The 23,477-nt window shown below is 57.4% G+C and carries 25 protein-coding genes and 1 riboswitch; of the genes, 5 read left to right on the top strand and 20 right to left on the bottom strand.

What is annotated here, in order from left to right; genetic code table 11:
- Nucleotides 1-71: 71 nt before the first annotated feature.
- The 4 genes from ACESLM_RS19635 to metA form a co-directional block, all read right to left on the bottom strand.
- Complete coding sequence (locus ACESLM_RS19635) at nucleotides 72-1,448, bottom strand: EAL domain-containing protein (RefSeq protein ID WP_372633254.1); 1,377 nt, start codon at nucleotides 1,446-1,448, stop codon at nucleotides 72-74.
- Between the two features lie 118 nt (nucleotides 1,449-1,566).
- Entirely contained in the window at nucleotides 1,567-2,754 is a 1,188-nt protein-coding gene (locus ACESLM_RS19630) for a MalY/PatB family protein (protein WP_372633253.1), read from the bottom strand.
- A gap of 22 nt (nucleotides 2,755-2,776) precedes the next feature.
- Nucleotides 2,777-3,934, bottom strand: a complete 1,158-nt coding sequence (locus ACESLM_RS19625; RefSeq protein WP_372633274.1) for a PLP-dependent transferase — start codon at nucleotides 3,932-3,934, stop codon at nucleotides 2,777-2,779.
- A 17-nt stretch (nucleotides 3,935-3,951) separates the two neighbouring features.
- Nucleotides 3,952-4,884 (bottom strand): homoserine O-acetyltransferase MetA, encoded by a 933-nt coding sequence (metA, locus tag ACESLM_RS19620; protein WP_372633251.1) that lies wholly within the window; start codon nucleotides 4,882-4,884, stop codon nucleotides 3,952-3,954.
- Nucleotides 4,885-4,981: 97 nt separating this feature from the next.
- Nucleotides 4,982-5,095, bottom strand: a riboswitch (SAM riboswitch).
- A gap of 375 nt (nucleotides 5,096-5,470) precedes the next feature.
- Between metA and corA the strand changes: the two genes are divergently transcribed.
- The gene (gene corA / locus ACESLM_RS19615) at nucleotides 5,471-6,406 is read left to right on the top strand and encodes a magnesium/cobalt transporter CorA (RefSeq protein WP_372633249.1); all 936 of its coding nucleotides are present in this window, start codon (nucleotides 5,471-5,473) and stop codon (nucleotides 6,404-6,406) included.
- A gap of 86 nt (nucleotides 6,407-6,492) precedes the next feature.
- Here the strand turns inward: corA and ACESLM_RS19610 are convergent, their stop codons facing one another.
- Nucleotides 6,493-7,488 (bottom strand): HRDC domain-containing protein, encoded by a 996-nt coding sequence (locus ACESLM_RS19610; protein WP_372633247.1) that lies wholly within the window; start codon nucleotides 7,486-7,488, stop codon nucleotides 6,493-6,495.
- A 229-nt stretch (nucleotides 7,489-7,717) separates the two neighbouring features.
- On the opposite strand from ACESLM_RS19610, the gene ACESLM_RS19605 reads away from it, so the two are divergent.
- Nucleotides 7,718-8,014, top strand: a complete 297-nt coding sequence (locus ACESLM_RS19605; protein ID WP_372633245.1) for a DUF3055 domain-containing protein — start codon at nucleotides 7,718-7,720, stop codon at nucleotides 8,012-8,014.
- Nucleotides 8,015-8,078: 64 nt separating this feature from the next.
- Nucleotides 8,079-8,354, top strand: a complete 276-nt coding sequence (locus ACESLM_RS19600; RefSeq protein WP_372633244.1) for a hypothetical protein — start codon at nucleotides 8,079-8,081, stop codon at nucleotides 8,352-8,354.
- 55 nt (nucleotides 8,355-8,409) lie between these two features.
- On the opposite strand, the gene ACESLM_RS19595 is transcribed toward ACESLM_RS19600, so the two are convergent.
- The 4 genes from ACESLM_RS19595 to ACESLM_RS19580 form a co-directional block, all read right to left on the bottom strand.
- On the bottom strand, nucleotides 8,410-9,369 hold the full coding sequence (locus ACESLM_RS19595; RefSeq protein WP_372633243.1) for an Rpn family recombination-promoting nuclease/putative transposase: 960 nt from the start codon (nucleotides 9,367-9,369) through the stop codon (nucleotides 8,410-8,412).
- A gap of 144 nt (nucleotides 9,370-9,513) precedes the next feature.
- A complete protein-coding gene (locus ACESLM_RS19590) occupies nucleotides 9,514-10,863 on the bottom strand; it encodes a phosphodiester glycosidase family protein (protein ID WP_372633242.1) in 1,350 nt (449 codons plus the stop codon).
- A 57-nt stretch (nucleotides 10,864-10,920) separates the two neighbouring features.
- Nucleotides 10,921-12,330, bottom strand: coding sequence for a glucuronate isomerase (gene uxaC, locus ACESLM_RS19585; protein ID WP_372633241.1), 1,410 nt, complete (start codon nucleotides 12,328-12,330; stop codon nucleotides 10,921-10,923).
- Nucleotides 12,331-12,345: 15 nt separating this feature from the next.
- Nucleotides 12,346-13,638: a Gfo/Idh/MocA family protein gene (locus ACESLM_RS19580; protein ID WP_372633240.1), complete on the bottom strand. Its 1,293-nt coding sequence runs from the start codon at nucleotides 13,636-13,638 to the stop codon at nucleotides 12,346-12,348.
- 158 nt (nucleotides 13,639-13,796) lie between these two features.
- Between ACESLM_RS19580 and ACESLM_RS19575 the strand changes: the two genes are divergently transcribed.
- On the top strand, nucleotides 13,797-14,672 hold the full coding sequence (locus ACESLM_RS19575) for a helix-turn-helix domain-containing protein (protein ID WP_372633239.1): 876 nt from the start codon (nucleotides 13,797-13,799) through the stop codon (nucleotides 14,670-14,672).
- Between the two features lie 98 nt (nucleotides 14,673-14,770).
- Here ACESLM_RS19575 and ACESLM_RS19570 read toward each other — a convergent pair whose 3' ends face one another.
- The 11 genes from ACESLM_RS19570 to ACESLM_RS19520 form a co-directional block, all read right to left on the bottom strand.
- Entirely contained in the window at nucleotides 14,771-15,661 is an 891-nt protein-coding gene (locus ACESLM_RS19570) for a 5'-3' exonuclease (protein ID WP_372633238.1), read from the bottom strand.
- 6 nt (nucleotides 15,662-15,667) lie between these two features.
- On the bottom strand, nucleotides 15,668-16,858 hold the full coding sequence (locus ACESLM_RS19565; protein ID WP_372633237.1) for an aminotransferase class I/II-fold pyridoxal phosphate-dependent enzyme: 1,191 nt from the start codon (nucleotides 16,856-16,858) through the stop codon (nucleotides 15,668-15,670).
- Nucleotides 16,855-17,223 carry an arsenate reductase family protein gene (locus tag ACESLM_RS19560; protein WP_372633236.1) on the bottom strand — a complete coding sequence of 123 codons (369 nt, stop codon included), beginning with the start codon at nucleotides 17,221-17,223 and terminating at the stop codon, nucleotides 16,855-16,857. Before ACESLM_RS19560 ends, ACESLM_RS19565 begins: the two co-directional genes overlap by 4 nt.
- A 19-nt stretch (nucleotides 17,224-17,242) precedes the next feature.
- Nucleotides 17,243-18,214, bottom strand: coding sequence for an RluA family pseudouridine synthase (locus tag ACESLM_RS19555; protein ID WP_372633235.1), 972 nt, complete (start codon nucleotides 18,212-18,214; stop codon nucleotides 17,243-17,245).
- Nucleotides 18,215-18,218: 4 nt separating this feature from the next.
- Nucleotides 18,219-18,797: a cob(I)yrinic acid a,c-diamide adenosyltransferase gene (locus tag ACESLM_RS19550; RefSeq protein WP_372633234.1), complete on the bottom strand. Its 579-nt coding sequence runs from the start codon at nucleotides 18,795-18,797 to the stop codon at nucleotides 18,219-18,221.
- Complete coding sequence (locus ACESLM_RS19545; RefSeq protein ID WP_372633233.1) at nucleotides 18,772-19,443, bottom strand: P-loop NTPase family protein; 672 nt, start codon at nucleotides 19,441-19,443, stop codon at nucleotides 18,772-18,774. The genes ACESLM_RS19550 and ACESLM_RS19545 overlap by 26 nt, the downstream gene beginning before the upstream one ends.
- 45 nt (nucleotides 19,444-19,488) lie before the next feature.
- Complete coding sequence (locus ACESLM_RS19540; protein ID WP_372633232.1) at nucleotides 19,489-19,743, bottom strand: Spo0E family sporulation regulatory protein-aspartic acid phosphatase; 255 nt, start codon at nucleotides 19,741-19,743, stop codon at nucleotides 19,489-19,491.
- Between the two features lie 107 nt (nucleotides 19,744-19,850).
- Entirely contained in the window at nucleotides 19,851-21,080 is a 1,230-nt protein-coding gene (locus ACESLM_RS19535) for an aminotransferase class I/II-fold pyridoxal phosphate-dependent enzyme (protein ID WP_372633231.1), read from the bottom strand.
- A 38-nt stretch (nucleotides 21,081-21,118) separates the two neighbouring features.
- A complete protein-coding gene (locus tag ACESLM_RS19530; protein WP_094049807.1) occupies nucleotides 21,119-21,610 on the bottom strand; it encodes an Lrp/AsnC family transcriptional regulator in 492 nt (163 codons plus the stop codon).
- Between the two features lie 134 nt (nucleotides 21,611-21,744).
- Nucleotides 21,745-22,107 (bottom strand): spore coat protein, encoded by a 363-nt coding sequence (locus ACESLM_RS19525; RefSeq protein WP_372633230.1) that lies wholly within the window; start codon nucleotides 22,105-22,107, stop codon nucleotides 21,745-21,747.
- 16 nt (nucleotides 22,108-22,123) lie between these two features.
- Nucleotides 22,124-22,345: a hypothetical protein gene (locus tag ACESLM_RS19520; protein ID WP_372633229.1), complete on the bottom strand. Its 222-nt coding sequence runs from the start codon at nucleotides 22,343-22,345 to the stop codon at nucleotides 22,124-22,126.
- Nucleotides 22,346-23,229: 884 nt separating this feature from the next.
- Between ACESLM_RS19520 and ACESLM_RS19515 the strand changes: the two genes are divergently transcribed.
- Nucleotides 23,230-23,477: transposase (locus ACESLM_RS19515; protein ID WP_372633228.1), on the top strand; the 248-nt coding region annotated here is incomplete at its 3' end.

Below are 23,477 nucleotides of genomic sequence, written 5' to 3'. Positions count from 1 at the left end.
CTCCTCCTCGTTGGACTGCTGTCCTCTTCAAACCTTATCCCATCGTAACACAAAAATACCGCGGGAGTCACCTAAGAGGCGACAAGTCCGCGGCGATGCTGAATCCGGTCTTTCGTTTCCTGGAACATCTCCCGTTCATGCTCGTACAGCAGCACGTTCGGACGCGCGAAGTAATACCCTTGTCCCATGTCCACTTCCAGCTTGAACAGGACGTCGGCCTCCTCCTCGCTCTCGACTCCTTCCGCCACGATCTCGCACTTCATCTCCCGCGCGGCCGTGACGATGGCCCGCAGCAGCGACTCCTTGATGGCGATCCGGTCCACGTGACGAATGACCGAACGGTCGACCTTGATCAGCTCCGGAACGAGCTCCCCGATCCATTGAAGGCTCGAATAGCCCGAGCCGGCATCGTCCACGGCAAAGCGGAAGCCATGCTCCCGGAACGTCCTTAAAATATCGATCATCGCGTCGAAATTCGTAATCTGGTGGCGTTCGGTAATTTCGAAATAGACCTGTTGGGCGCTGAGCGGCGCGTTGCGCTCCAGACATTCGAGCACGTGGGACAGGAAGAGGGGATGCGACAGCGTCACCGCCGTTACATTCAGGAAGATAGGCTCCTTGATGCTGCGGGAGGCGATCTCCTCCAGAGCGCGCTTCACGACGAGAAACTCCAGACGGCTGAGCAGCCGGCTCTGCGAAGCGAAATTAAACAACTCGTCCGGGAAGTGGAGCACCGTGCCTTCCGGGCCCCGAGTCAGAATTTCCCAACCGAACACGTCCCCCGTCGTCAAGTTCATGATGGGCTGAGCCAGCACGCTGATCGAACCATTCTCCAGAACGCGTTCCAGTTCGCTCCGCAGACGCTGCATCTGGGGCGTGATCGTTCCCGTTGCAAGCGCAAACGCGGACTGATAGCTTTCCTGCAGCAAAATCTCGGTAGGCACGGAGGAGGCGCAGCCGGCAGGGAACGGCACCGCCGAGGAGACGACGGTCAGCGCGTTTCTCCATTCAGGCCGGTAGCCTGCCAGTCCGATTTCCAGATCTGCGCGCACCTCGTCCAGCAGGGACTGCAGCTTCTCGGGAACGAGATCGGTTTTCTCTTTGCCGTGCCGGCACTCAATCAGCAGCACGAAATCGGAATCGGAATATTGAAAGACCGCGATTACGTCCGGTTCCTCGAAACGGCTCGTTACTGAAATGCGCAGATGCCTCCGGGCGGCTTCGAGAAAGTCGGACCAGTAGCCGCAGGACAATTCTTGCTTGATAGGAGAGCAATCCAGTCTGAACAAAGTCAGGTAACATTCCTTGCCTTGTCTGATTCTCTTATTCAACAAGGAAACGATTGGACGGCGCAAGGTGAAATCCGGCGGATAGAACTTAAGCAACCGGTTCGGCAGCAGCATTCGGCATGCCAAGGAAAACCGGTCGATCATCTTCTGGATCTTCAAGTCCCATCATCCTTGTCTTGGGGTAGATTGGAAATATTGTAGCATGAAACGGGCATGATTAGGTAGGGAATAACCAAAAAAACCACAAGAATCGACAAGATTCTTGTGGTTTCGCCGTTTATAGCCGCCCCTCGTTCAAGCCTCGCACGGCTGTGGCGAATTTCTCCAGCCCTTCCAGCAGCAAAGAGCGCGGACAAGCCAGGTTCACGCGCAAATAGCCGGCCCCTTGCTCTCCGAATACCGAGCCTTCGCTGAAGGCGACGCCCGCCTTCTCGAACATGAGCCGCTTGAGCTCTTGAGGCTTGTCCGAGATCTCCTTGCAATCCATCCATACCATATACGTGCCTTCCGGCGACATCGCCTTCACCATCGGCAAATGTTCCTTTGCGTAAGCGAGCAGCGCGTCTCGGTTGCCTTCCAGGTATACGAGCAACTGATCCAGCCATTCGTCGCCGTGCGCATAGCTGGCTTCGGTCGCCGTCAGGCCGAAATACGACTCCATGTGAATGGACAGCGTCTTGAGCGCCGCATTGTATTTACGACGAATGTCCGCGTTCGGAATGATAACCGCAGCCGCCTGCAGCCCGGCCAAATTGAACGTCTTGCTCGGCGCGATGCAGGTGACGGAAAGCCGCGCGCAAGCTTCCGACAAGGAAGCGTAAGGCACGTGCTTGTGTCCGGAGAAGACGAGATCGTGATGGATTTCGTCCGCGACGACGAGCAAGCCGTGCTTCTCGCAGATTTCCGCGATGCGCTCCAACTCCTCGCGCGTCCACACGCGGCCGCCGGGGTTGTGAGGCGAGCACAGCATCAGCATTTTCGCCCCGCCGGCCGCCTGCTCCTCAAGCAGCTCGAAATCGATCTCGTACCGTCCGTCCTTAAGCAGGAGCGGATTGTTCACGACTTTCCGCCCGTTCATCAGAATGACGTCGTAGAACGGGTAGTAGACAGGCGATTGCAGAATGACGCCGTCCCCCGGCTCCGTGAACGTCTGCACCATCAAGCTCAACGCCGGCACGACGCCCGGGCTGGAAGACAGCCACTCCTGCTCGATCCGCCACTGATGGCGCCGGGACAGCCAGCCTATAATCGCGTCGTAGTATCCTTGCGTCCGCACCGTATATCCGTAGATTCCGTGCTCCGCCCGGCGTTTAATCGCCTCCACGACTTCCTGCGGAGGCTCGAAATCCATGTCCGCCACCCACAAGGGCAAAATATCGGAACGCCCGAACAGCCTCTCGGACTGATCCCACTTGTAGGAGGCCGTCCCCGTCCGGTCGATTCGTCTGTCGAAATCGTATTTCATGCCGTAATCCCTCCGATCCGTTTTACCCGTTAATTTCCCGCTCCGCGGCCTCGATCGCTTGCCGCAGATCTTCCAAAATATCGTCCGCATGCTCGAGTCCGACGGAGAACCGGAGCAGCCGGTCGTCCACGCCGACCGCGAGGCGAATCTCTTCCGGAATGTCCGCGTGCGTCTGCACGGCCGGGTATGTCATGAGGGATTCTCCGCCTCCCAGGCTCTCGGCGAAGGCGATCAGCTTAATGTGGCGCAAAATCGGCTCGATCGTGCGAGCGTCCTTCATTCTGAAGGAGAAAATGCCCGTATTGCCGGAAGACTGGGCCTTCTGAATGTCATGTCCCGGGTGATCCGGCAGCGCCGGATAATACACCGATTCGACGGAAGGATGGCTCTTGAGCCACTCGGCGATCCGCGTCGCGTTCGCCTGATGCCGCTCCATCCGCAGAGCGAGCGTCTTCATGCCGCGCATCAGCAGCCAGGAATCCTGGGGCCCGAGCACCGCGCCGATCGAGTTGTGCAGGAACGCCACGTCGGCGGACAGCTTCTCGCCTTTCGTCACGATCAGGCCCGCCAGCACGTCGTTGTGTCCGCCCAAATATTTGCTCGCGCTGTGCACGACGATGTCCGCGCCAAGCTCGATCGGCCGTTGGAAGAACGGCGTCAGCAGCGTATTGTCCACGATCGTGAGCAGGTCGAAGCGCTTCGCCCACGCGGCAACCTTGGCGATGTCCGTCACCATCATGAGCGGGTTCGTCGGCGTCTCGATCAGCACCGCTTTCGTGTTCGGCTTGCGGTGCGCCTCCAGCGTGTCCAGGTCGTTCGTATCGATGTAGGTCGCCGTCACGCCGAATCTGGACATTACTTGCTCCAGCAGACGGTAAGTCCCTCCGTACAGGTCGAGCGACACGAGCAGATGATCTCCGCTGCTGAACAAGGAGAAGACGACCTGCAGCGCGGCCATGCCGGAGCTCGTCGCGAATCCCGCGTCCCCTCTCTCCAGATCGGCCGCGGCTGCTTCCAGCACAGCGCGCGTCGGACTCTTCGAGCGGGAATAATCGAAGCCCGTGCTTTGTCCCAGCCGGGGATGGCGGAAAGCCGTCGATTGGTAGATCGGAAAGCTGACCGCTCCGGTTTGAGGATCGTTTTGCGACCCGATTTGGGCCAGGCGACTTTCAATCTTCATCATCGTTCATTTGCCTCCTAACGAATCGTGTGTGGCTTTGCCTTGCCGAGTTCGTACGGCGTTGCCTGGTATACGTAGTAGTTCAACCAATTGGAGAACAGCAGATTGCCGTGCGCCCGCCAGGTGGACATCGGGAATTTCGCCGGATCGTCATTCGGAAAATAGTTTTTCGGAACGTTGATTCTGAGCCCCTTGGCCTTGTCGCGGTCGTATTCCCACTTGAGCGATTGCGGATCGTATTCGGAATGCCCGGTGACGAAAATTTGCTTCCCGTCCGTCGAAGCCGCGATGTAGACGCCCGCTTCCTCCGATTCCGACAAAATTTCCAACCCCGGCGCTTTCGACACATCCTCCCTCAGCACCTCGGTGTGGCGGGACTGAGGCGCGTAGAATACCTCGTCGAAGCCGCGCAGAAGCGGCGTATTCGGCTTCGATACCCCATGCGGGAAGACGCCGAACATTTTCTCGGAGAGCGGATACTTCGGAATGCCGAAGTGGTGGTACAGTCCCGCTTGCGCCCCCCAGCATATATGGAAGGTGGACGTCACGTTGTCGACCGTCCAATCCATAATCTCCTTTAGCTCTTCCCAGTAATCGACTTTCTCGAACGGCAAGTGTTCGACGGGGGCGCCGGTAATGATCATCCCGTCGTATTGTTCGTCCTTGATGTCGTCGAACGTTTTATAGAAGCTGGTCAGATGGTCCGCAGACGTGTTCTTGGACGTATGCGTCTTCGGATGCAGCAGCACCGCTTCCAGCTGCAGCGGCGTGTTCCCGATCAGGCGAAGCAATTGGGTTTCCGTCGTTTCCTTGGTCGGCATCAAATTCAGGATCGCAATCCGCAGCGGGCGAATATCCTGATGATACGCGACGCTTTCGTCCATGACGAAGATGTTTTCTCGCGCCAGCACTTCCTTGGCCGGCAAATTGTCCGGTACTTTGATCGGCATGCTCATTCCTCCTCCGGAATGGAAATTCCATTTCTCCAACATAAAAACGACCCGAAATGAGATCAGGGTCGTGTATCCATCAATCGTACGCGCGCCCCTCTCATCTGTCAGAAACGATACCGTTTCCGCAAGAATTAGCACCGTGCGTTCAATAACTACGCCGGTTGCCGGGCTTCATAGGGCTAGTCCCTCCGCCTGCTCTTGATAAGATGGCCATCTTTATTCGGTTGTCGGTTGTCGTGAAAACTACCTTTACTGTACCCGAAATCGCGAGGACAGTCAAGGCGTCCTTTACAGGCGGTTCGCCTTGCTTAGGCCGCTTATTTTCTCCTTGAAACGTTCGGGGGGTGAGGATTATACTTATCACGTTAACTGCATTTATCGACAAAGTCCACAGGGACTGCAAAAGGGGGGGAGCCGGACATGGAAGGCGATAAACCGAAGCCGGAAAGCAATCACATACGCATGGCAGGACCGATCTCCGTCGCGGTAAAGCTCGCGGTGTCCGGCTTCTCCGGATAACCTTATTTGCTCCGACGGAATCGTCCTGCATGCACGGAAACGGACATGCAAAGGAGCGGTTCCCATGAAAATCAGACTGGTTAACAACGGCGTATTCACGCCTATCGACAGCATCGAAGATACGCTGCTTCCGCCAAAGAGCGGATTTTACTGGATCGACGCGGACGCAGACGACCTCGTCGTCCTTCAACACGCATTCGGTCTGCACGACCTGGCCGTCGAAGATTGCTTGACAGATGAGGAGCAGCGTCCGAAGCTGGAAATTTACGAAAACCAATACTTCCTTGTCATCAACAGCATCCGGTTCGACGACGAAGAAATTTTCCTGCGCGCGCTCAACCTGTTCCTTGGCCGCCATTATCTAATCACGGTCACCCGTCAGAAAATCAACGAGCTTCGCAGCGTCAAGCCGCTCCTGTGGGAGCAGGAGGTCGATACCGCGGACCGGTTTCTGTACCACCTCGTCGATCTCGTCGTCGACAACTATATTACGGTAGGCGATCGGATCGAAGCCCGCATCGAGAGCCTCGAAGAAGACATTCTCATGCACACGAAGAAGTCCCACCTGACCGAGATCATCGGTCTTCGAAGCGAAATTTTGTGGCTGAAGAAGGCGCTCGGACCTCAGCGCGACCTGATCGCCACGCTCAACAAGAAGGACTTGCGCCTGATCGACAACGATTTGCAGAAGTACTTCGGCGACATCCACGAGAACGCGGTCAAAATCTACGAGACGTTCGAGACGTACCGCGATCTGATGGGCAACTTGCGGGAGGCTTACCAGTCCAGCCTGGCGAGCCGCGCGAACGAAATCATGAGAGTCTTTACCGCGCTTACGACTATCTTCATGCCTTTGACGTTCATTACCGGAATTTACGGCATGAACTTCGACTTTATTCCCGGCATGCACTTCTCCTACGGCTCGGTCGTTCTGATCGGCTGCATGGCGGTCATCGGTCTCGGCATGTTCTATCTGTTCCGCAAGAAGGACTGGCTGTGATGGACAATTCGCAGTTTGCCATAGCCCAACGAAAGGAGCCGGTATCCGCATCCCGATAAACGGAATCCGGCTCCTTTCGTGCGTCGTCAGACGGCTTTACCGGCGGACCGGCGACGCCGGATGCGCATCATGCGCAGCTTCCCGTATTTCGTCTCCACCTCGTCTGCGGACACCGATTCTCCGTATATTTTGCGAAGGAGCGGCTTCAAGTACTGATCTCCGAGCTCGCTGATCGCGGCCTCGAACTGCAGCGCTTCCTCGGCGCTCATCTCGCCAAGCTCTTGATCCACGATCGGCAGCACGTCGTATCCCTCCTCGTCCAGACGCTCGATCCGCTCGATGAGCGCGCGCCGCGAACAGCCCAGGTCGGTCTCCAGCTGCGCAAGCGTCTTGCCGCTCCGGATTCCCTCCAACAGAGAGCGCTTCTCCTTGACGACCTCCAGCTTCTTGCCGTACTTCTCCTCCTGAAGCCGGAACATCCAGGTCGACAGCTGATCCGCGGTTACCGCTCCGGGAACCCATTCGCTAAGCGGGAACTTATGCTGCCTCTCCATGCCTTGCAGCAGCGCAACGATCTCCCCTCCATACCGCTCGGTCTTGACCTTCCCGAACCCCGGAATTTCCCCCAGCTCGTCCAGCGTATGAGGCACAAAGACGGCCAGCATCTGCACTTCCCGGTTCGTCGCGATCAGATAAGCCGACTTCTTCTCCTCGATCGCCTTCGCTCTCCTCCAGGCTCGAAGCGCGGATACGGCTTCCTCGGCTTCTTGCGTATCCGCATAGCACTGCAGCAGCTGCGGCAACGCTTGCCGGCGCTCCCAGAACGGCACCTCCTCCAGCATGCCGTCCAGAAGCGGCCTGAAGCCCTCCTTCATCTTGACGGCTACCCCGTGACGGAACGCCGCCAGCAGCTCCTCCCAGCTCATGCCTTCGTACCACAGATGCTGCACTTCAGACTGCGCGCCCTGAAGCGCGCGCCAGCCGACGCTCCAGATGCCTTGCAACTCTCCGATGAACACTTGCGCCCGTTCGTCCGCATGCCCCGTCACCCGTTCGAACTGATTCAGAAACACCACTTGCATCCCTATTCCTCCTTGGCCGCATCCAGCGGCTTGATCGTATGCGTTCAAACGCGCAGAGCCGGTTAGGGAAAAAACGACAAAAAGCACCCCACGCCGGTTGGCGATGAGGTGCTTCCTCAATCGTGCGAACATTGAACACCTTAAGATTATCAAAATTATCCAGGTTAGGCAAGACCCCTTCGATCATTTATAATAAGGGCAACAGCCGCTTCAAGGAGGACTTATCCGCATGGTCTTGAAAGATTACGATTTTCTGTCCGATTCGACGGAGCAGACGTCGACCCGGTTCGTTACGTTCATTACGCCCGGCCTTAAGCGCTTCGATCTGGCCATCCTGACGACGAACCGCTTTTATGGCAAAAAGCTGGTCACCGACTTGATGTTCGGGCGGAGCGCCATTCTCGGCCCCGACGATCTGGAGGAGGAGGGCGTGCTCGAAGCGGCGTTCCGCATCAGCGAAGAGGAAGCCGCGGAGCTCGCCCAGTTTCTGACGCTCGTGCTCGGGGCCGTCAACTTTACCGACTAACGGAAACGCGGTTCGGACATTCTAACGGAATCAGATCAACCTGCGAAGGAGATGAGGTTCCGCCATGTTCCCGTTCCGTTCCGAGAAAAAGCAGCCGACGACCGATCTGGCGACGGTGGAGTCGCAGCGCAACGATCTCATTCCCGAAGAGTTTCCGGAGGGACCGTACGGTTCCCCCGCTCCGATGTACGCCATCGGCAAGAGCACGCCGTGGCGCGACGACCAGCGTCCGCCCAACCCGTTCTCGTACGAGAATCGGGAGCTCCACGCCGGTCTGGAGCGCGGTTATCCCGGAGAATTCGAAGCCGAGGACGAGATTGCCGAACAAGATTACCCCTGACACGCAGGCCCGGAAGACAGTCGGCATTCCCGCCGGCCGTTCCGGGCCTGATCTTTTAGCTCTTGCTCAGAGTCTTGACCTCTTCAAGAGAAAGATCGAGCATATCGGCGACTTGTTCCGCTGCCAAGCCTTTTGCAAGCATTTTGCGGACAACCATCATCCGTTCCTCTGCAATGCCTTCTGCTTTTCCTTCTGCTTTTCCTTCTGCTTTTCCTTCAGCCTTTCCTTCCACTACTCCCTGCTCCTTACCCTTCAACAGCCCCACTTCGATGCCCTTCTCATACCCCGTACGCGCCCACGCCGGCATCAGTTCCATAATCGCTTCCCCTTCCTCCGGATAATCGTTCATCAATTCGCGCAGCATCTGCCCATCCTGCTCGAGATCGGGTTTGAAATACAAATCCGCAACCGACATCAGCAGCGCCATCCGCGCATCGTCCAGCTTCCTTCTAAGCCGTAAAAGCATCCGCAAATACGCCAAGCGCATTTCTTTTTTCTCCTTCTCATTATAACCCATTTTCGCCAGCAACGCAGCGGCTACAGGATTTTCCGAATCCACGAACCGCCTCCAGGAATGCCGCCGAAGCTCTACCTTCCAATAGTGAAACCGGACGATTTCACGCCCCGGAATAACCATCTCAAACGAATCCAGTTCCTCGCCGCCTTCGTCCGCCGTAAAGATCGCAATTGGAATGATCAATCGATGCGTTTTCCGATAACGCTCGAACATGCGACTGAAATAAATGAACATTCGTTCGGGAAAGCTTTTTTGATGCGACGCTTGCGGCTCCATATGCACGAGAATGTACGCATCCAGAGCCTTGTAGCGAGTTTCCAGCAGCAAGTCGAGAATTTTCGCCTCCTCGCCGACAATATCGACGAGCTGCTCCTGCATCAGCAGCCTCGTATGACTGTGATCCAGCAAAGCGTTTAACTCGGGGAAAAACAGCTCGATAAACTCCGCGAAAAAAGTTTGCAGCAGCTTCTTAAACGCCTCGTCATGTGGGATCGTCACGCCTCTCTCCTCCTTGGGTCGGCCGGAAACGACAAACGCCGCCCACTCCCCGTACCAGGGAGCAAGCGGCGTGTTCTTCACGACCGAACAATCGAATTATGCCCAAATTGTACCAAAACTCTTCTGGTTGCGCCACACCTAGCTTCATCGCAAATTTGGGCCAAACAGCAGCACGTTGCTCAGATTCCGCCCCGGCGTGAACAGCTGAACCCCTTGGGAGTAGATGCCGGCCGACGCTCCTCCGTCCAGCGCCATCGCTTCGACGGCCCCTTTGGCCCGCAGCAATTCCGCGACTTCCCCGTGCGTTGCCGAACCTGTCGTCACCAATACGACGCGGCCGTCCTTTGTAACCCCGATGCCGCTGCGAGCGGCGCGCTTGGCGTCGGCTCCGTCTTTCTCGACGACCTTGCCGCCTTCGATCAGCTTCGGCCAGGCTTGCACGGCCGTGACGACGTCGTTCCACTCGACCAGCCGCCCCTTCGCGTTCGAGTACGTCACGCGATAATGTACCTTCCGACCGACCTTAAACGTTGTCTTCAGCTCCGCCAAGCTTTCGCGCTGGTTCACGATCACGTAGCCGTCGCGAGGGATTTTCGCATTTTCTCCGGCTGCTACTTTGACGACTCTGCCTCCGCTGACGACGATCATGACGCCCTTGTCGGTGCCGATTCTCGCGCCGTAATCGGGCGTATAGATCGTCGTCCCGCTGCCGGCGCGACGGTTCACGTAGCTCGCCGTCCATCGATGCGCCGCATCGTATAATCCGTCAAAGCCGCCAACGATGCTCGGCATCGCTTCCTCAAGCTGCACCGTGCCGTCCGCGCCAAAGCCGATTATCGTACCCGAGCTGCCGGTATTGAACAGCAGCTCCCCATCTTTGACCAGCGTGCCGTAAGGCAGCGGCACTTCGTCGTTGTACGCGGCGAAGTAAGTGCCGTTAATCGCATAGCTCGCCTGATGCCTCGTCACGATCGCCTTCATCGCCTCCGCATTGCCGAGCGCATCCTTCCCGAGTCCGAGACCGGTCGGCATCCCCTTCGGCAGCACGATCGTATTGACGTATACTTTCCGGCCGTTCAGCTTCGTCTGTCCCGACTCCGTCTTCGGCGCGATATCCGGCTTGAACTTGACGGGGTCTACGATCTGCAGCCGGAAGCTGCAGCTGGCCGCTTCGCGTTCGTACCCGGACGCCGTGACCTCCACCTGCGTCACGCCCTTCGCCAGCGGCACGGCGATGCCTTGCGACGTCACTCGGGCCAGCTTCGGATTGGCCAATTCATAGTACACATACGGTTCGTATTGAAAAAGAGCGTCCAGGCTCTTGCGAGCGTTCATCGGCAGCTTGACCGTCTCCCGCGGGCAGGCGAGCTGGCCCGCCTGCTGCTCCTCTTGTGTAACTGAAGACCTATCCGTTCCCGCATCCGCCCCTATCAAACTTAATCCAAGCACTCCTGCTCCTGCTGCCTTAATCAAGAAACGAAACTTTTTACCCACGAAAAAAGACCCCTCCATTCCGAATAACGTTATTTTCGGATGGAAAGGTCCTAATGTTTAGAAACCGAAGTAATTTTCAGCGTTGCGGTAGCAGATGTCCTGCACCATTCCTCCGAGCAGCTCCATGTCGTGCGGTGCTTCTCCGCGCTCGACCCACTCGCCGAGCCTATCGCACAAAATTCTGCGGAAATATTCGTGGCGCGGATAGCTCAGGAAGCTGCGGGAATCCGTCAGCATGCCGACGAAACGGGACAGCAGGCCAAGATTGGCCAGCGCGTTCATCTGCTCCAGCATGCCGTCCTTCGTATCGTTGAACCACCAAGCCGAGCCGAGCTGGATTTTGCCCGGTATGCCGCCGCCCTGGAAGCTGCCCATCACCGTTCCGAGCACGTAATAGTCCTTCGGATTGAGCGAGTACAGAATCGTTCTCGGCAAGCCGGCTTTGGCGTCGATGCCGTCCAGCAGCTTCGTCAGCGGATAGGCCAACTCTCCGTCGTGAATCGAGTCAAAGCCGGTATCCGGACCGAGCCGGGAGAACGTACGGCTGTTGTTGTTCCGGGACGCGTGAATGTGCAGCTGCATCGTCCAGCCGAGCTTGCTGTACTGCTCGCCCAGGTGAAGCAGCGTGTACGTCTTGTACTTGCTTTCCTCTTCCAGCGTCAACGTCTCGCCGCCAAGCGCCCGCGCATAGATGTCGGATACTTCTCCGAGGCTCGTCTCGGCGTACAGCACGCGGTCGAGCGCATGGTCCGACACTTTGCAGCCGACCTTCGCGAAGAAAGCGATGCGGCTGTCTACCGCCGCCAGGAAGCCCTCGTACGTATCGATGTTCGTCCCTGCCGTCTCGCCGAGCTTGCGCACCCAGGGCACGAACGTGCCTCGGCGAATTTCCAGCCCCTTGTCGGGCCGGAACGACGGAAGCACGAGGCAATCGAAATCGGCGATGCCTTTGATGCCTTCATGGTATTCCAGCGTATCGGTCGGATCGTCGGTCGTGCAGATGACGCGGACGCGCTGATCCCGGATCAATTTTCGGACGGAAAAGCCTTCGGAACGCAGCACCGCGTTCGCCTTCTCCCAGATCGCCGGCGCATTCTTCTCGTTGATCGGCTCCTCGATGCCGAAATAACGTCTCAGCTCGAGATGCGACCAGTGGTACAGCGGATTGCCGAGCGTCGCGGGAACCGTTCGCGCCCACGCGAGGAAACGGTCGTAGTCGTCTACCCCCGGTCCCCCGGTCACAAGCGCTTCCTCGATTCCGTTCGCCCGCATCGCTCTCCACTTGTAGTGGTCCCCGTGCAGCCAAATTTCCGCGAGGTTGCCGAAACGCTTGTCCTCGTAAATTTCCTGCGGATTCAAATGACAGTGATAGTCGATAATCGGCTGCCCCGCCGCGTAATCGTGATACAGTCTCCGCGAAACCTCGCTCTGAAGCAGAAAGTGCTGCTCGCCCATGAACTCCTTCACTACGTTATCGCTCCTTCATCGAAATTTGACCAGCTCGTCGACGCGCACCGCCTGTCCCGTCCGGATCGAACGGTTCGCCGCGATGCCCGTCAAAATGCTTTTCGCTCCGTCGATATGATTCGCCGCCCGCTTGAACCGATCCTCCGTCGGAACGCCGAAAATATCGTTCAGCAGCACCGGATCGCCGCCGCCGTGCCCGCCTTCGCCCTCTTCGACCTCGACCTCGTAAGGAGCCGCGAACATCGGAAACACCGTGATGGACCTGTCTTTCAGCGCGCCTTCCTCGGCTTTCTCGCCGCCCGAGTTGACGTACGATTGCTCGACGATCGTCATCTCGATCCGGCCCTTCGTACCGTTAAACGCGATGCGGTAACCTTCCCAAGGGAGGTAGGCGTTAAGGGAATACGTCAAAATCGCGTTGTTCTTGTACCGGACCAGCACGCCCATCGTATCCTCGATGCTGATGCCGTCTCCGAACACGCTCTGGTCGCGCTGATAGCCGTCTTCGTGCTCCGCGTCCAGATAGAGCGCCTTCAGATTGTCGTTCTCGTCGAGCGGCAGCGCGAACGGATCGCCCTTGGCGTTCGGATTCCCGGTCGCGCGGTCGTAAAACTTGGTCACTCCGCGCTGCTCCGCGTTCTCCTTGCCGTAGAACAGCAAATCCCCGAAAGCGAACACCGTATCCGGCTCCGAGCCGATCCAGAAGTTGACGAGATCGAAATGGTGCGTCGACTTGTGAACGAGCAGGCCGCCGCTGTTTCTCTTGTCCCGGTGCCATCTGCGGAAATAATCCGCCCCGTGCTGCGTGTTCAACAGCCATTCGAAATGGACCGAAGTGACTTTGCCGATCGCGCCGTCTTCGATCAGCTCGCGGGCTTTCGTATGGTGCGGCGCATAGCGATAGTTGAACGTCACCCGTACGTTACGTCCGGTGCGCTCGACCGCGTCCAAAATGTCCTGGCACTTCTTCTCGTCCACCGTCATCGGCTTTTCGGTCACGACGTCGCAGCCCAGCTCCATCGCGCGAATGATGTACGTATGGTGAGTTCGGTCCACGCTCGTCACGATGACGGCGTCGGGCCGCTCCTTCGCGATCATCTCTTCGAACTGCTCGGCCTTGTAAGTCGAGACCGCATGATAGCCGTAACGCTCGGTCAGCTGCCGATTCGCGTAATTCATCCGGGTCTGGTTCGTGTCGCAGAACGCCAGCAGCTCCGACGTATCGCGGAAAGACGTCGCGATCGCCGAATAGAAAAACTCCGCCCGTCCGCCCGAACCTACTAACACATACTTTTTCTTGTCGCTCATATTCGCTCACCCTTATGCTTGGATTGTTGTTCCGATAAGAGTAACTTATAGCAAACAAGAAACGTTTTCTCCTTCTTTCCTGCTCAATGCCGCAATAATCCCGCATATTTTGCTATAATACGTAATAACCTCGCGAAAAGAAGGAAGGAGCGGCGTCGTTGACAAAATCGTCCTTGCCGGAAAGGCTCGAGCACGGAAGCCTGTCCGATTCCTTTTACATCGAATACATGCGGCGCACCCGGCCCTTCACGATGGACGCGCATCATTTCCATTCCTACTTCGAGCTGTATTGCCTGCTGTCCGGCACGCGCGAATATTTCGTCCGCGATTCGACGTACGCCGTGGAAGCGGGCGATCTCGTGTTCATCGGCCCGAACGCGCTTCACCGCACGCTGCTGGCCGGCGATCCCGCGCATGAACGCATCGTCGTCCATATCGACGGCCGCTACGTTCGAGACGTACTCGGCGAGCATGCCGAGCTGCTGCTCGGTCCTTTCGAGGCCGCGGCTCCCATCGTCCGGCTCCGCGGCGAGCAGCGGCTGCGGCTGGACGCGCTGACAAGCCGCATGCTCGAAGAGCTTCGGACGCGGCCGCCCGGCTTCGAGCTGGCGCTGAAGACGGCGGTCGCCGAGCTGCTGCTGCTCTCCGCGCGCGCCGTTCACGCCGGCCATGCGCCGGAAGCTTCCCTCAGCTCCCCGATGTATCGCAAAATGTCCGAAATCGTGCGCTACCTGAACGCCAACTACGGCGAGCCGATCAAGATCGGGGAGCTGGCCGAGCGCTTCTACATCAGCCCGTACCACATGAGCCGCTCGTTCAAGGCGGCAACCGGCTTTACCGTCATCGACTACTTGAACCTGACGCGCGTCAAGGAAGCGCAGCGGCTGCTCCGCGAGTCCCGCCTTCCGATTACGGAGGTCGCGGCCCGGACCGGCTTCGACAATTTCTCCCACTTCGGCAAAACGTTCAAAAAAATAACCCGGGCCTCCGCCCGGGATTATCGCAAAGAGCATAACGCCGCCTCTCCACAATAGCATACTGCGCGAGGAGGCGGCTTTATTGGAATAGTACGTTTTCGCTTCCGATTTGACTGTGAGTCTTCAACGAATTATCGATTCAAATCCCGATGAATTCAGGATACCTCTATCAGCTTGCCGATCTCTTTGACGAGACTGTTAAACTCCAGCTCCTCGAACAGCGTTGCGATCTGCGCACGATCCGGCCGCCAATGCGAATCCTCCACAGAGCAGGCGACGGGCGCCTCGCAATAGATCGTTGCCAATTCCCGGCATAGGTGCAGCATCTCGACGTCCGCTTCGATCTTCGCTTTAACGCCTTTCGGCAGGAGATGCAGATTTTCCAAAATGCCGTCGATGGAGCCGTACTCGACGAGCAGCTTCGTTGCCGTTTTCTCGCCGATCCCTTTGACGCCGGGGTAATTGTCCGAAGTGTCCCCGATCAGTCCCTTGAGGTCGATAAATTGCTGCGGAGTAAGCTGTTTCTCTTCCAGCAGCTTCTCCTTGTCGTACACCGCATAGTTGGACGGTCCCTTCTTCATGATGACGACTTTAACCCGCTCGTCGACAAGCTGCAGCATATCGTGATCGCCGGTCAGCACGTAGACGTCCATATGCTGGCCGAATTGCTTCGACAGCGTCCCGATGCAGTCGTCCGCCTCGTAGCCCGAAATGCCGACGTTCGGGATGTTTAGCCCGCTCACGACCTCCTTCACGAGATCGAACTGCGGGATCAGGTCCGCCGGAGCTTCCGGGCGATTTCCCTTGTAGGCGTCGAACTTGTCGGTGCGGAACGTCTTGCTGCCCATATCCCAGCAGCAGACGATATGCGACGGGCCGAACGTGCGGCAAGCGTCGAGCAAGTATCGGACAAAGCCGAACACCGCATTCGTCGGCAGCCCCGCCTTCGTCTTGCGAATGTATCCTCCGTAAGCGTTGGCATAGTAGCCTCGGAACAGCAGCGCCATTCCGTCGACGAGCATTACTTTCGGTTCGGTCATGTTCATTCCCCCTTATTTCCGCGGCTCCGCGGCGCGAACGAATTCGCCGATCCGCTTCGCCGCCTCCGCTAGAATCTCCTCTTCCTCGACCAGAGCCAATCTGACGAAGCCTTCTCCCCGTTCTCCGAACGCATTGCCCGGTATCGAAGCCACGCCCGTGGCCGCAAGCAGAGACTGCGAGAAGCTTCTCGAAGCCCATCCTTCCGGCACGCGCGCCCACAGGAACATCGTCGCCTGCGGGGAAGGCACGTTCCAGCCTTGTTCGCGAAGCGCCCGGACGAATACGTCGCGACGGCGCTCGTACAAGCCGGCGATCGGCTTCGGTGCGTTCATATCCATCTCCAGCGCCGCGATGCCCGCTTCCTGAGTGCCCAGGAAGACGCCGAAATCGAGGTTGTTTTTCAGATCGCGCAAGCTGGACAGCGCCTCCCGGTTGCCGACCGCGAAGCCGAGCCTTGTCCCGGCCAAGTGATAAGACTTGGACAGCGAGTGAAACTCGATGGCGACCTCGAACGCGCCCGGCACCTCAAGCACGCTCGGAGGACGCAAGCCGTCGAAAGCCATCTCGCTGTAGGCGTTGTCGTGAACGAGCAGCACGCCGTGCTTGCGCGCGGCATGTACGGCCCGCTCGAAGAACGCCAGATCGGCGGCGGCAGAGAGCGGGTTGCTCGGATAGTTCAAAATCATGAATTTGACTTTGTCCCAGACGGCTTGAGGCACCGCCTCGAAATCCGGCAAGTAGCCGTTCTCCTCCAACAGCGGGAGAGGAATCGGCTCGACGCCGGCTACGGCAAGTCCCGCTCCGTACACCGGGTATCCCGGGTCAGGCAGCAGCGCGGCGTCCCCCGGATCGGCAATCGCGAGCGGCAGATGCGCCAGACCGTCCTGCGTGCCCATTAAAGCGAGAATCTCGCTGCCCGGATCGAGTTCCACGCCGAATCTGCGGCCGAACCACTTCGCCACCGTTTGCCGGAACGCCAATGTGCCTTCCGTTCCCGGGTAGCGATACGTATCGGACCGCAGGCTTGCGTCCGCCAGCGCGCGGCGAAGCTCTTCTTCCGGCGGCCGGTCCGGACTTCCGATGTCGAGCGAGATAACGGACAGCCCCTTCTCCCGGGCTTCCCGCTTCCAGCCGGACACCTCGGCGAAAATCGCGGAGCCAAGCCTGTCTAGCTTCTGCGCGCGCACATTCAGCTTCTTCATCGCCCGTACCACGCCGGACCGAAATCCTGCTCCTTGAAGCCGATCGTCGTCTTGACGCCGTCGGAGACGATTGGACGCTTGATCAGCATGCCGTTGGACGAGAGCAAGCGAATTTTCTCCTCCTCGGACATCGAAGGAAGCTTATCCTTCAGCCCCATCTCCCGATAAACCTCGCCGGACGTGTTAAACCACTTGCCGATCGGCAGTCCGCTGGACGCGATCAGCTTGCCCAGCTCTTCCGGCGAAGGCGGCGTCTCGCGAATATCGTGAAGCTCCGGATCGTAACCTTCCTGTTTCAAAGCTTTAACCGCCGCCTTGCACGTGCTGCAAGTGGGCAGATGATACACTTTCAACGCTTTCGACACTTTAACTAACCCCTTCGCTTTAATCTTTCGTCAGCTTGCCGAGCTCCTGCTCCAGCAGCCTCATATCCTCCGGAAGAGTCGCCTCCAGCCGCATCTCGTCCCCCGTCACCGGATGGCGGAAAACCAGTCTGCAGGCGTGCAGCGCCTGCCTTTCGATGATGCCTTCCACGCAGCGCGCCAGCTCCGATTCGTTCCAGCGCTCCTCGGAATAGTAACTGTCCCCGATAATCGGACAGCCGATGTGCGTCATATGAACGCGAATCTGATGCGTTCTGCCCGTTCCCAGCCGAACGTCAACGGCGCTGGCTTGATCCCCGTACGTTTCGGTAACTCGATAAAACGTCAGAGACTGCGCCCCATCCTCGCGAACGACGCGCCGATGCGGATCTTCCGTCTGCCTTCCGATCGGCGTATCGATTCGGCCGTCCGCCTCGGGAGGCCGCCCGTAGACGAACGTCCGGTACTCCTTCACCACGGTGCCTTCCGCCATCTGCGCCGACAGCTGCTGCTGCGCAAGCGAATGCTTGGCTACGACGACAAGGCCGGACGTATGCTCATCCAGTCGATGAACCGGCCGGAACCTGACCCGTTCGCCCTTCTCCTGCCAGTAGTGCATGACGCCGTTGGCGAGCGTATTCAAGTAATGTCCCGTCGTCGGATGCACGATCAGCCCCGCCGGCTTGTTCAGCACGAGCAGATGCTCGTCTTCGAACACGATGTCGAGCTCCATCGGCTGCGGCAAAATCGTTTCCGAGCTTTCCGCTTCCATTCGAAGCGAGATGACGTCTCCTTCGGCCAGCTTGTGGTTCGGCCATACTTTTTGCCCGTTAACCGACAGTCCTTCTTCGGACGTCTTAAGCCGAACCATCAGCCTCCGCGAGATGCCGATCCGTTTGCGCAGCACGTCCCTTAGGGTGCGCCCTTCGTCGCCAGCCTCCGCCACGAACTCGATCGGCTCGTAATATTCCGTCCGCTTGTTGTCATCTTCCATTGAGCTAAGACCTCCGCCGAAACACCGGGGCGCTGCGTTCGTATTCGACGTCCTGCACCTTCAACCGGACGTTGGCCGCTCTTGCCGCGGCGAAAAAGTAATCCGACAGACGATTCAAGTATTTGTGCACCTCGTCCGGGCATTCCTGCTCCCGGGACAGAGAGACGACTCTTCGCTCCGCGCGCCTGCAGACGGTTCTGCACACGTGAAGCAGAGCGGCAGGCTCGCTTCCTCCGGGCAGAATGAACTTCTCGAGCGGCGGATTGCTCTCCTCCAACTCGTCGATCCAGCGCTCCAGTCTTTCCGTCATTTCCGCCGACACCTTCAGCTTTCCGGGATCCGGCGAAGCATAGCTGAGATCCGAGCCGCAATCGAACAGCTCGTGCTGAATGACCGTCAACTGTTCAAGCCGATCGCTCCACTCTTCCGCCGGCAGCTTAGCGATGACCGCCGCAGTCTGTCCGACAAAACTGTTCAACTCGTCGGTCGTACCGTATGCTTCCACTCTCAAGTCGTCTTTCTCGACCCGTGCGCCGATGACCGACGTCTTTCCCCCGTCACCGGTCCGCGTGTATATTTTCATTGCGGCTGCTCCTCTCCTTCAATCGATAACCTTTCAATTCCACCGCCATTCCCGCCGTCATCCGATAGACGGAACGGCTTGCCTGCAGCAGCTCGCGGTTCGCCTCCGCCAGACGCCGAGCGTATTCCAGCTCCCCCGGAGACGGATTCAACCCGGCCGCCGGCTCCTCCGTCACGACGATAATCCGCCCCTCGAACGCCAGGATCGCATCGAGCGTTTCACGCCATCTAACCGCCTCGAGCCCTGCGCCATCGATCTCCGTTCCCCGTCCCAGCTCCGCACCGTCAACCTCGGTCGTTTGCTCCGCCTGGAAGCCCACGCCATTAATTTCCGTTCCCTGCCCCGTCGATCTCGCGACCGAAGCTCTGAGCCATCCTGACAAGCTGTCTACGACGACCACCCTTCGCTCCGCGCGGAAAAAGTTCGATTCCAGGTTGATCGCGTTGATTTTGCCCGGAAGCGTCTCGTCCGCTTCCGACCTTGTCTTATAGAAACGACTTTCGCCGGTTTCACCGGGAATAGGCGGCTCCCCAAGCGGAAAAGAAGGACAAGACAAGCGAATGCCTTCGCGCCCGACGGCGAGCGCGAGCTCGTCCGCGAAAGCGGATTTTCCGCAGCCGATGCCGCCGATCACGAGCCACAGCATCTTGCTTCCCCTCCTCCAATAGAAAAAAGAGGCCGGTGAGTTTCGTCACCGCGCCTGCTCCCTGCTCAAAAGAACGACTTTCATATATTCGTTGATCTTTCGATCCAATTGCCGGCTCAGCTCCATGACGGAATCGGCGACCAAGGAACGCTCCTGCAGGAAAGTATCGGTCATCACCTTCCGCAAACGGTCGATTTCTTCCGCCAACTCCGCTGCCGCTCGGCCCGAGTAATGAGAAATAATGGGTTCATCGGCTTGTAAAGACGACATTTTCTTGGATCTATGTTTTGCCGCAGCCATGTAACTCCCCCTTCTCATGTCGAAATAAAGACTCGGCGGGTCGAAAATCATGGTTATTATAGCAAAACACGATTAGTTTGAATATGGCTTTTGTAAATTATTCATTTTTATTCCAAACTTCTAAGAAACAGGTGGATCCGCTCCAGCGCTTCGGTCAACTGGGCGACGGAAGTCGCGTAACAGCAGCGCAGGAAGCCTTCTCCACCCTTGCCGAACACGTGGCCGGGGACGGCCGCTACTTTCCCTTCCAATAGCAGCTTCTCCGCGAACTGCTCGGACGTCAATCCGGTCGAGCGGATGGACGGGAAGGCGTAGAATGCGCCCTGCGGCTCGTGGCACTCCAGTCCCATGTCACGGAAGCCTTGCACAACAAGTCGCCGTCTCTGATTGTAAGATTCCATCATGCGGTCCTTCTCTTCGAGACCGCCCTTGGTCAACGCCTCGAGCGCGGCCACCTGTCCCATCGTCGGCGCGCACATGATCGTGTACTGATGGATTTTGAGCATGGCGCTGATCAGATCCGGATGTCCGCAAGCGTAGCCCATCCGCCATCCGGTCATGGCAAAAGCCTTGGAGAAGCCGCTTACGAGAATCGTCCGATCCTTCATGCCCGGCAGCGACGCGAAGCTCGCGTGTTTGCCGTTAAACGTCAGCTCCGCATAGATTTCGTCGGAAATAACGATCAAATCGTGCTCTTCAACGATTTTGGCGATCGGCAGCATTTCCTCGTAGGTCATGATCGCCCCGGTCGGATTGCTTGGGTAACAGAGGACCAGAATCTTCGACTTGGGCGTGATCGCCGCGCGCAAGCTTTCCGGAGTCAGCTTGAACTGGTCTTCGGCGAACGTCTCGATGCCTACCGCCACGCCTCCGCTTAGAGAAGTGATCGGAGAATAGGAAATATAGCAAGGCTCGGGAACGAGAATTTCGTCGCCCGGCTCGATCAACGCCCGAAGCGCCAGATCGATGCCTTCGCTGCCTCCTACGGTGACGACCATTTCCTTGCCCGGATCATAGGTCAAGTTGAATTGATTGTATAAGTACTGTCCGATCGCTTCGCGCAGTTCCAGCATGCCCGCATTCGGGGAGTATTGCGTCTTGCCTTTCTCCAGAGAATATACCGCTGCATCCCTGACCCGCCAAGGCGTTACGAAGTCCGGTTCCCCTACGCCGAGCGTAATGATGTCTTTGTCTTTGCTGGCGCTGACCAAATCGAAGAAGCGACGGATTCCGGAAGGCGGAATCTCGCGAGCGTGAGAGGCCAAATAACGCTGCATTCCATCGCTTCGCGAAGGATCGGCCAACGCGATTTTCGGCTTTTCCTCATCTTTAATCATCTGGGCATACTTCCTTTACATTTACGTTGGACTGCAATTTATGGAGATACGAGCAAGCGATGATCGTCTTCGAATTCTTCGAAAATAATGCCGTCCTGCTTGTATTTCTTCAGAATAAAAAAGGTTTTGGTGGAGATGACCGACTCGATCGTCGACAATTTGTTCGATACGAACGAAGCGACCTCCTTCAGGTTCTTGCCCTCGATCTCGACGAGCAGATCGAAAGCGCCGGACATCAAATAGACCGACTTCACTTCAGGGTATAAGTAAATGCGTTCAGCGATGTTCTCGAATCCGCGCCCTCTCTCCGGCGTGCACTCCACCTCGATCAGCGCCGTCACTTTCTCGTCGTCGACCTTGCTCCAGTTAACGACCGTCGCGTACTTGACGATGACGTGATCCTGCTCCATCTCCGCGATCGCCGCGGACACTTCTTCCTCGGCTGCCCCCAGCATCGTCGCGATCGTAGCGGCGGACAAGCGGGCGTCCTCCTTGAGCAAATCCAAGATGCTCAATTTCAATTCGTTCATCCTAATCCCTCCTGAATTACTCTTCATGATACATCAAAAACAGGCTGCATGGGTAGTGAAATCCAAGGAAGGTCTAAAAAATCCCCGCATCGGCAATTGAATTGCCGACCGGGGAGCGCCGCGGGAATGGAACGTTACTGATAGGCCGGCGCCTGAGCGCCGTTCTGGGCATTCATCGCGATGTTGGCTTGCGCCGCCTGCGTCTGCTGAACGAACTGCGTCGTCTTCTGCTGCGTCTGCTGGTACTCCTTCAGCTGCTTATCAAGCTCCGGCTTGATCGCGGGAGACGACGCGCTGTACATGTTATTTTGCTGCATCACCGTATACAGCTCCCCTTGAAGCTTAAGCGTGTCGTCCAAAAGCTGCGTGAACATTTGCCGAACTTCCGGACACACCGACTCCGTGGCCGCCGTCGCGTATTCCCGGGTAACCCGTTTAAGATCGGAAAGAATCGTATAGCCCATGTCCTCGTCAGGCAAAACCGCATTGTTGAGCATCGTAGTAAACCCTCCTCTAAGCTTGGGGCTGAGCCGGTGCGATCGACTGATGCTGCTGCAAACTGTTCAACAACGTGCTGTAGTGCTGAGTGTGCACGTCAATCATGTGTGAGCAAGTTTGCCGAAGTTGCGGATTCGTAATCGTCGCCGCTCCGACGGCGCACTGTTTGATCAACAAATCCTCGTTCGACATCGAATCGGCGATGTATTCCAACTCTTTTGCTGTGATGGCTTGCATGGACCCTCATACCTCCCAATCGTTCTTTGGCACATCAGACCATAGTCTGCCTAGAAGCCCTCCCGCCTATGCACCTTTCGCTACACCCGCTTCCTTTCCCGCAGTCCGCAGCATCCTCCTCGTCTCCTCCGCCTCATCGTCCCGGCCGCCTTCACCGCCTATCGCCTTTGTCTTTCCTACCCGCCTCCCCCATCTCGTCCGCCTTCACCGCCCCATCGCCTTTTGTCTGTCCTACCCCGCGTCCCCGTCCCGGCCGCCTCATCCTCCTCCCCTCTCAGCCGCTGCTTCTTCCTTAGCTACTCCCCTCAAGCTACTCCTCCAGCCACTCGCCTCCTCTCCCCTCCTTCCAGAGCACCCACTCATCTTCCAACTTTTCACTCCTAGACCACTGGTACTTCTCATTTTTCCCTTACCTGAGTCATGTGCAGATACCCTTCTCCCTATGGCAGCCCTCTTCCATATTTCCCCCATACTCGTGCTTACTCCGAGCCAACCATCTTCCATATTTTGCCGATACTCCGACCTGTTCCAAGTTAGAAATTTTCCATATTTTCACTCCCCGTCCTCCGACATATCTCATTTTTCCCTTACCTGAGTCATGTGCAGATACCCTGGTCGCCCGTTTCATACTGCGCATCTTAAAGTTCCCGATAAAATTATTTCTCAAAATTATCGTGTCTCGCACATCTGTCCTCGCCCGCTTCTTCATCCCGGTCCCCTATCTGCCATTCACTCAGGGAAGCCGATTTTGAGATACAAAGGCGTTCCTGAGCACAGAAAAAATCGTGAAAATTCCTATTTATTAGAAAATTTTAATCAAAACAAGAACAAATGTTTGGTATAATCAAAATAAGAACAAATGTTCTCTGTAGTGGAGGGATCCTATGGCGTCCATTCGCAAGTTTATGGCACTGTTTCCGGACGAGCAGTCTTGCCGCGATTACTTGTTTTCTCTTCGTTGGCCGCGTGGCTTTATTTGCACCAAGTGCGGAGAAATGCGATACTGCTTGATCAAGACACGGAACGTGTACGAATGCGCCAACTGCAAGACGCAAACCTCCATCACTTCCAATACACTGATGCACCGCACGAAGCTGCCTTTGCGCTATTGGATGGTTGCCCTCTATTGGGT

The organism is Cohnella sp., from assembly GCF_041641335.1.
GTDB lineage: Bacteria > Bacillota > Bacilli > Paenibacillales > Paenibacillaceae > Cohnella.
Note: the sequence above shows the minus strand (reverse complement) of the source record. Positions and strands in the feature narration are given on the sequence as shown.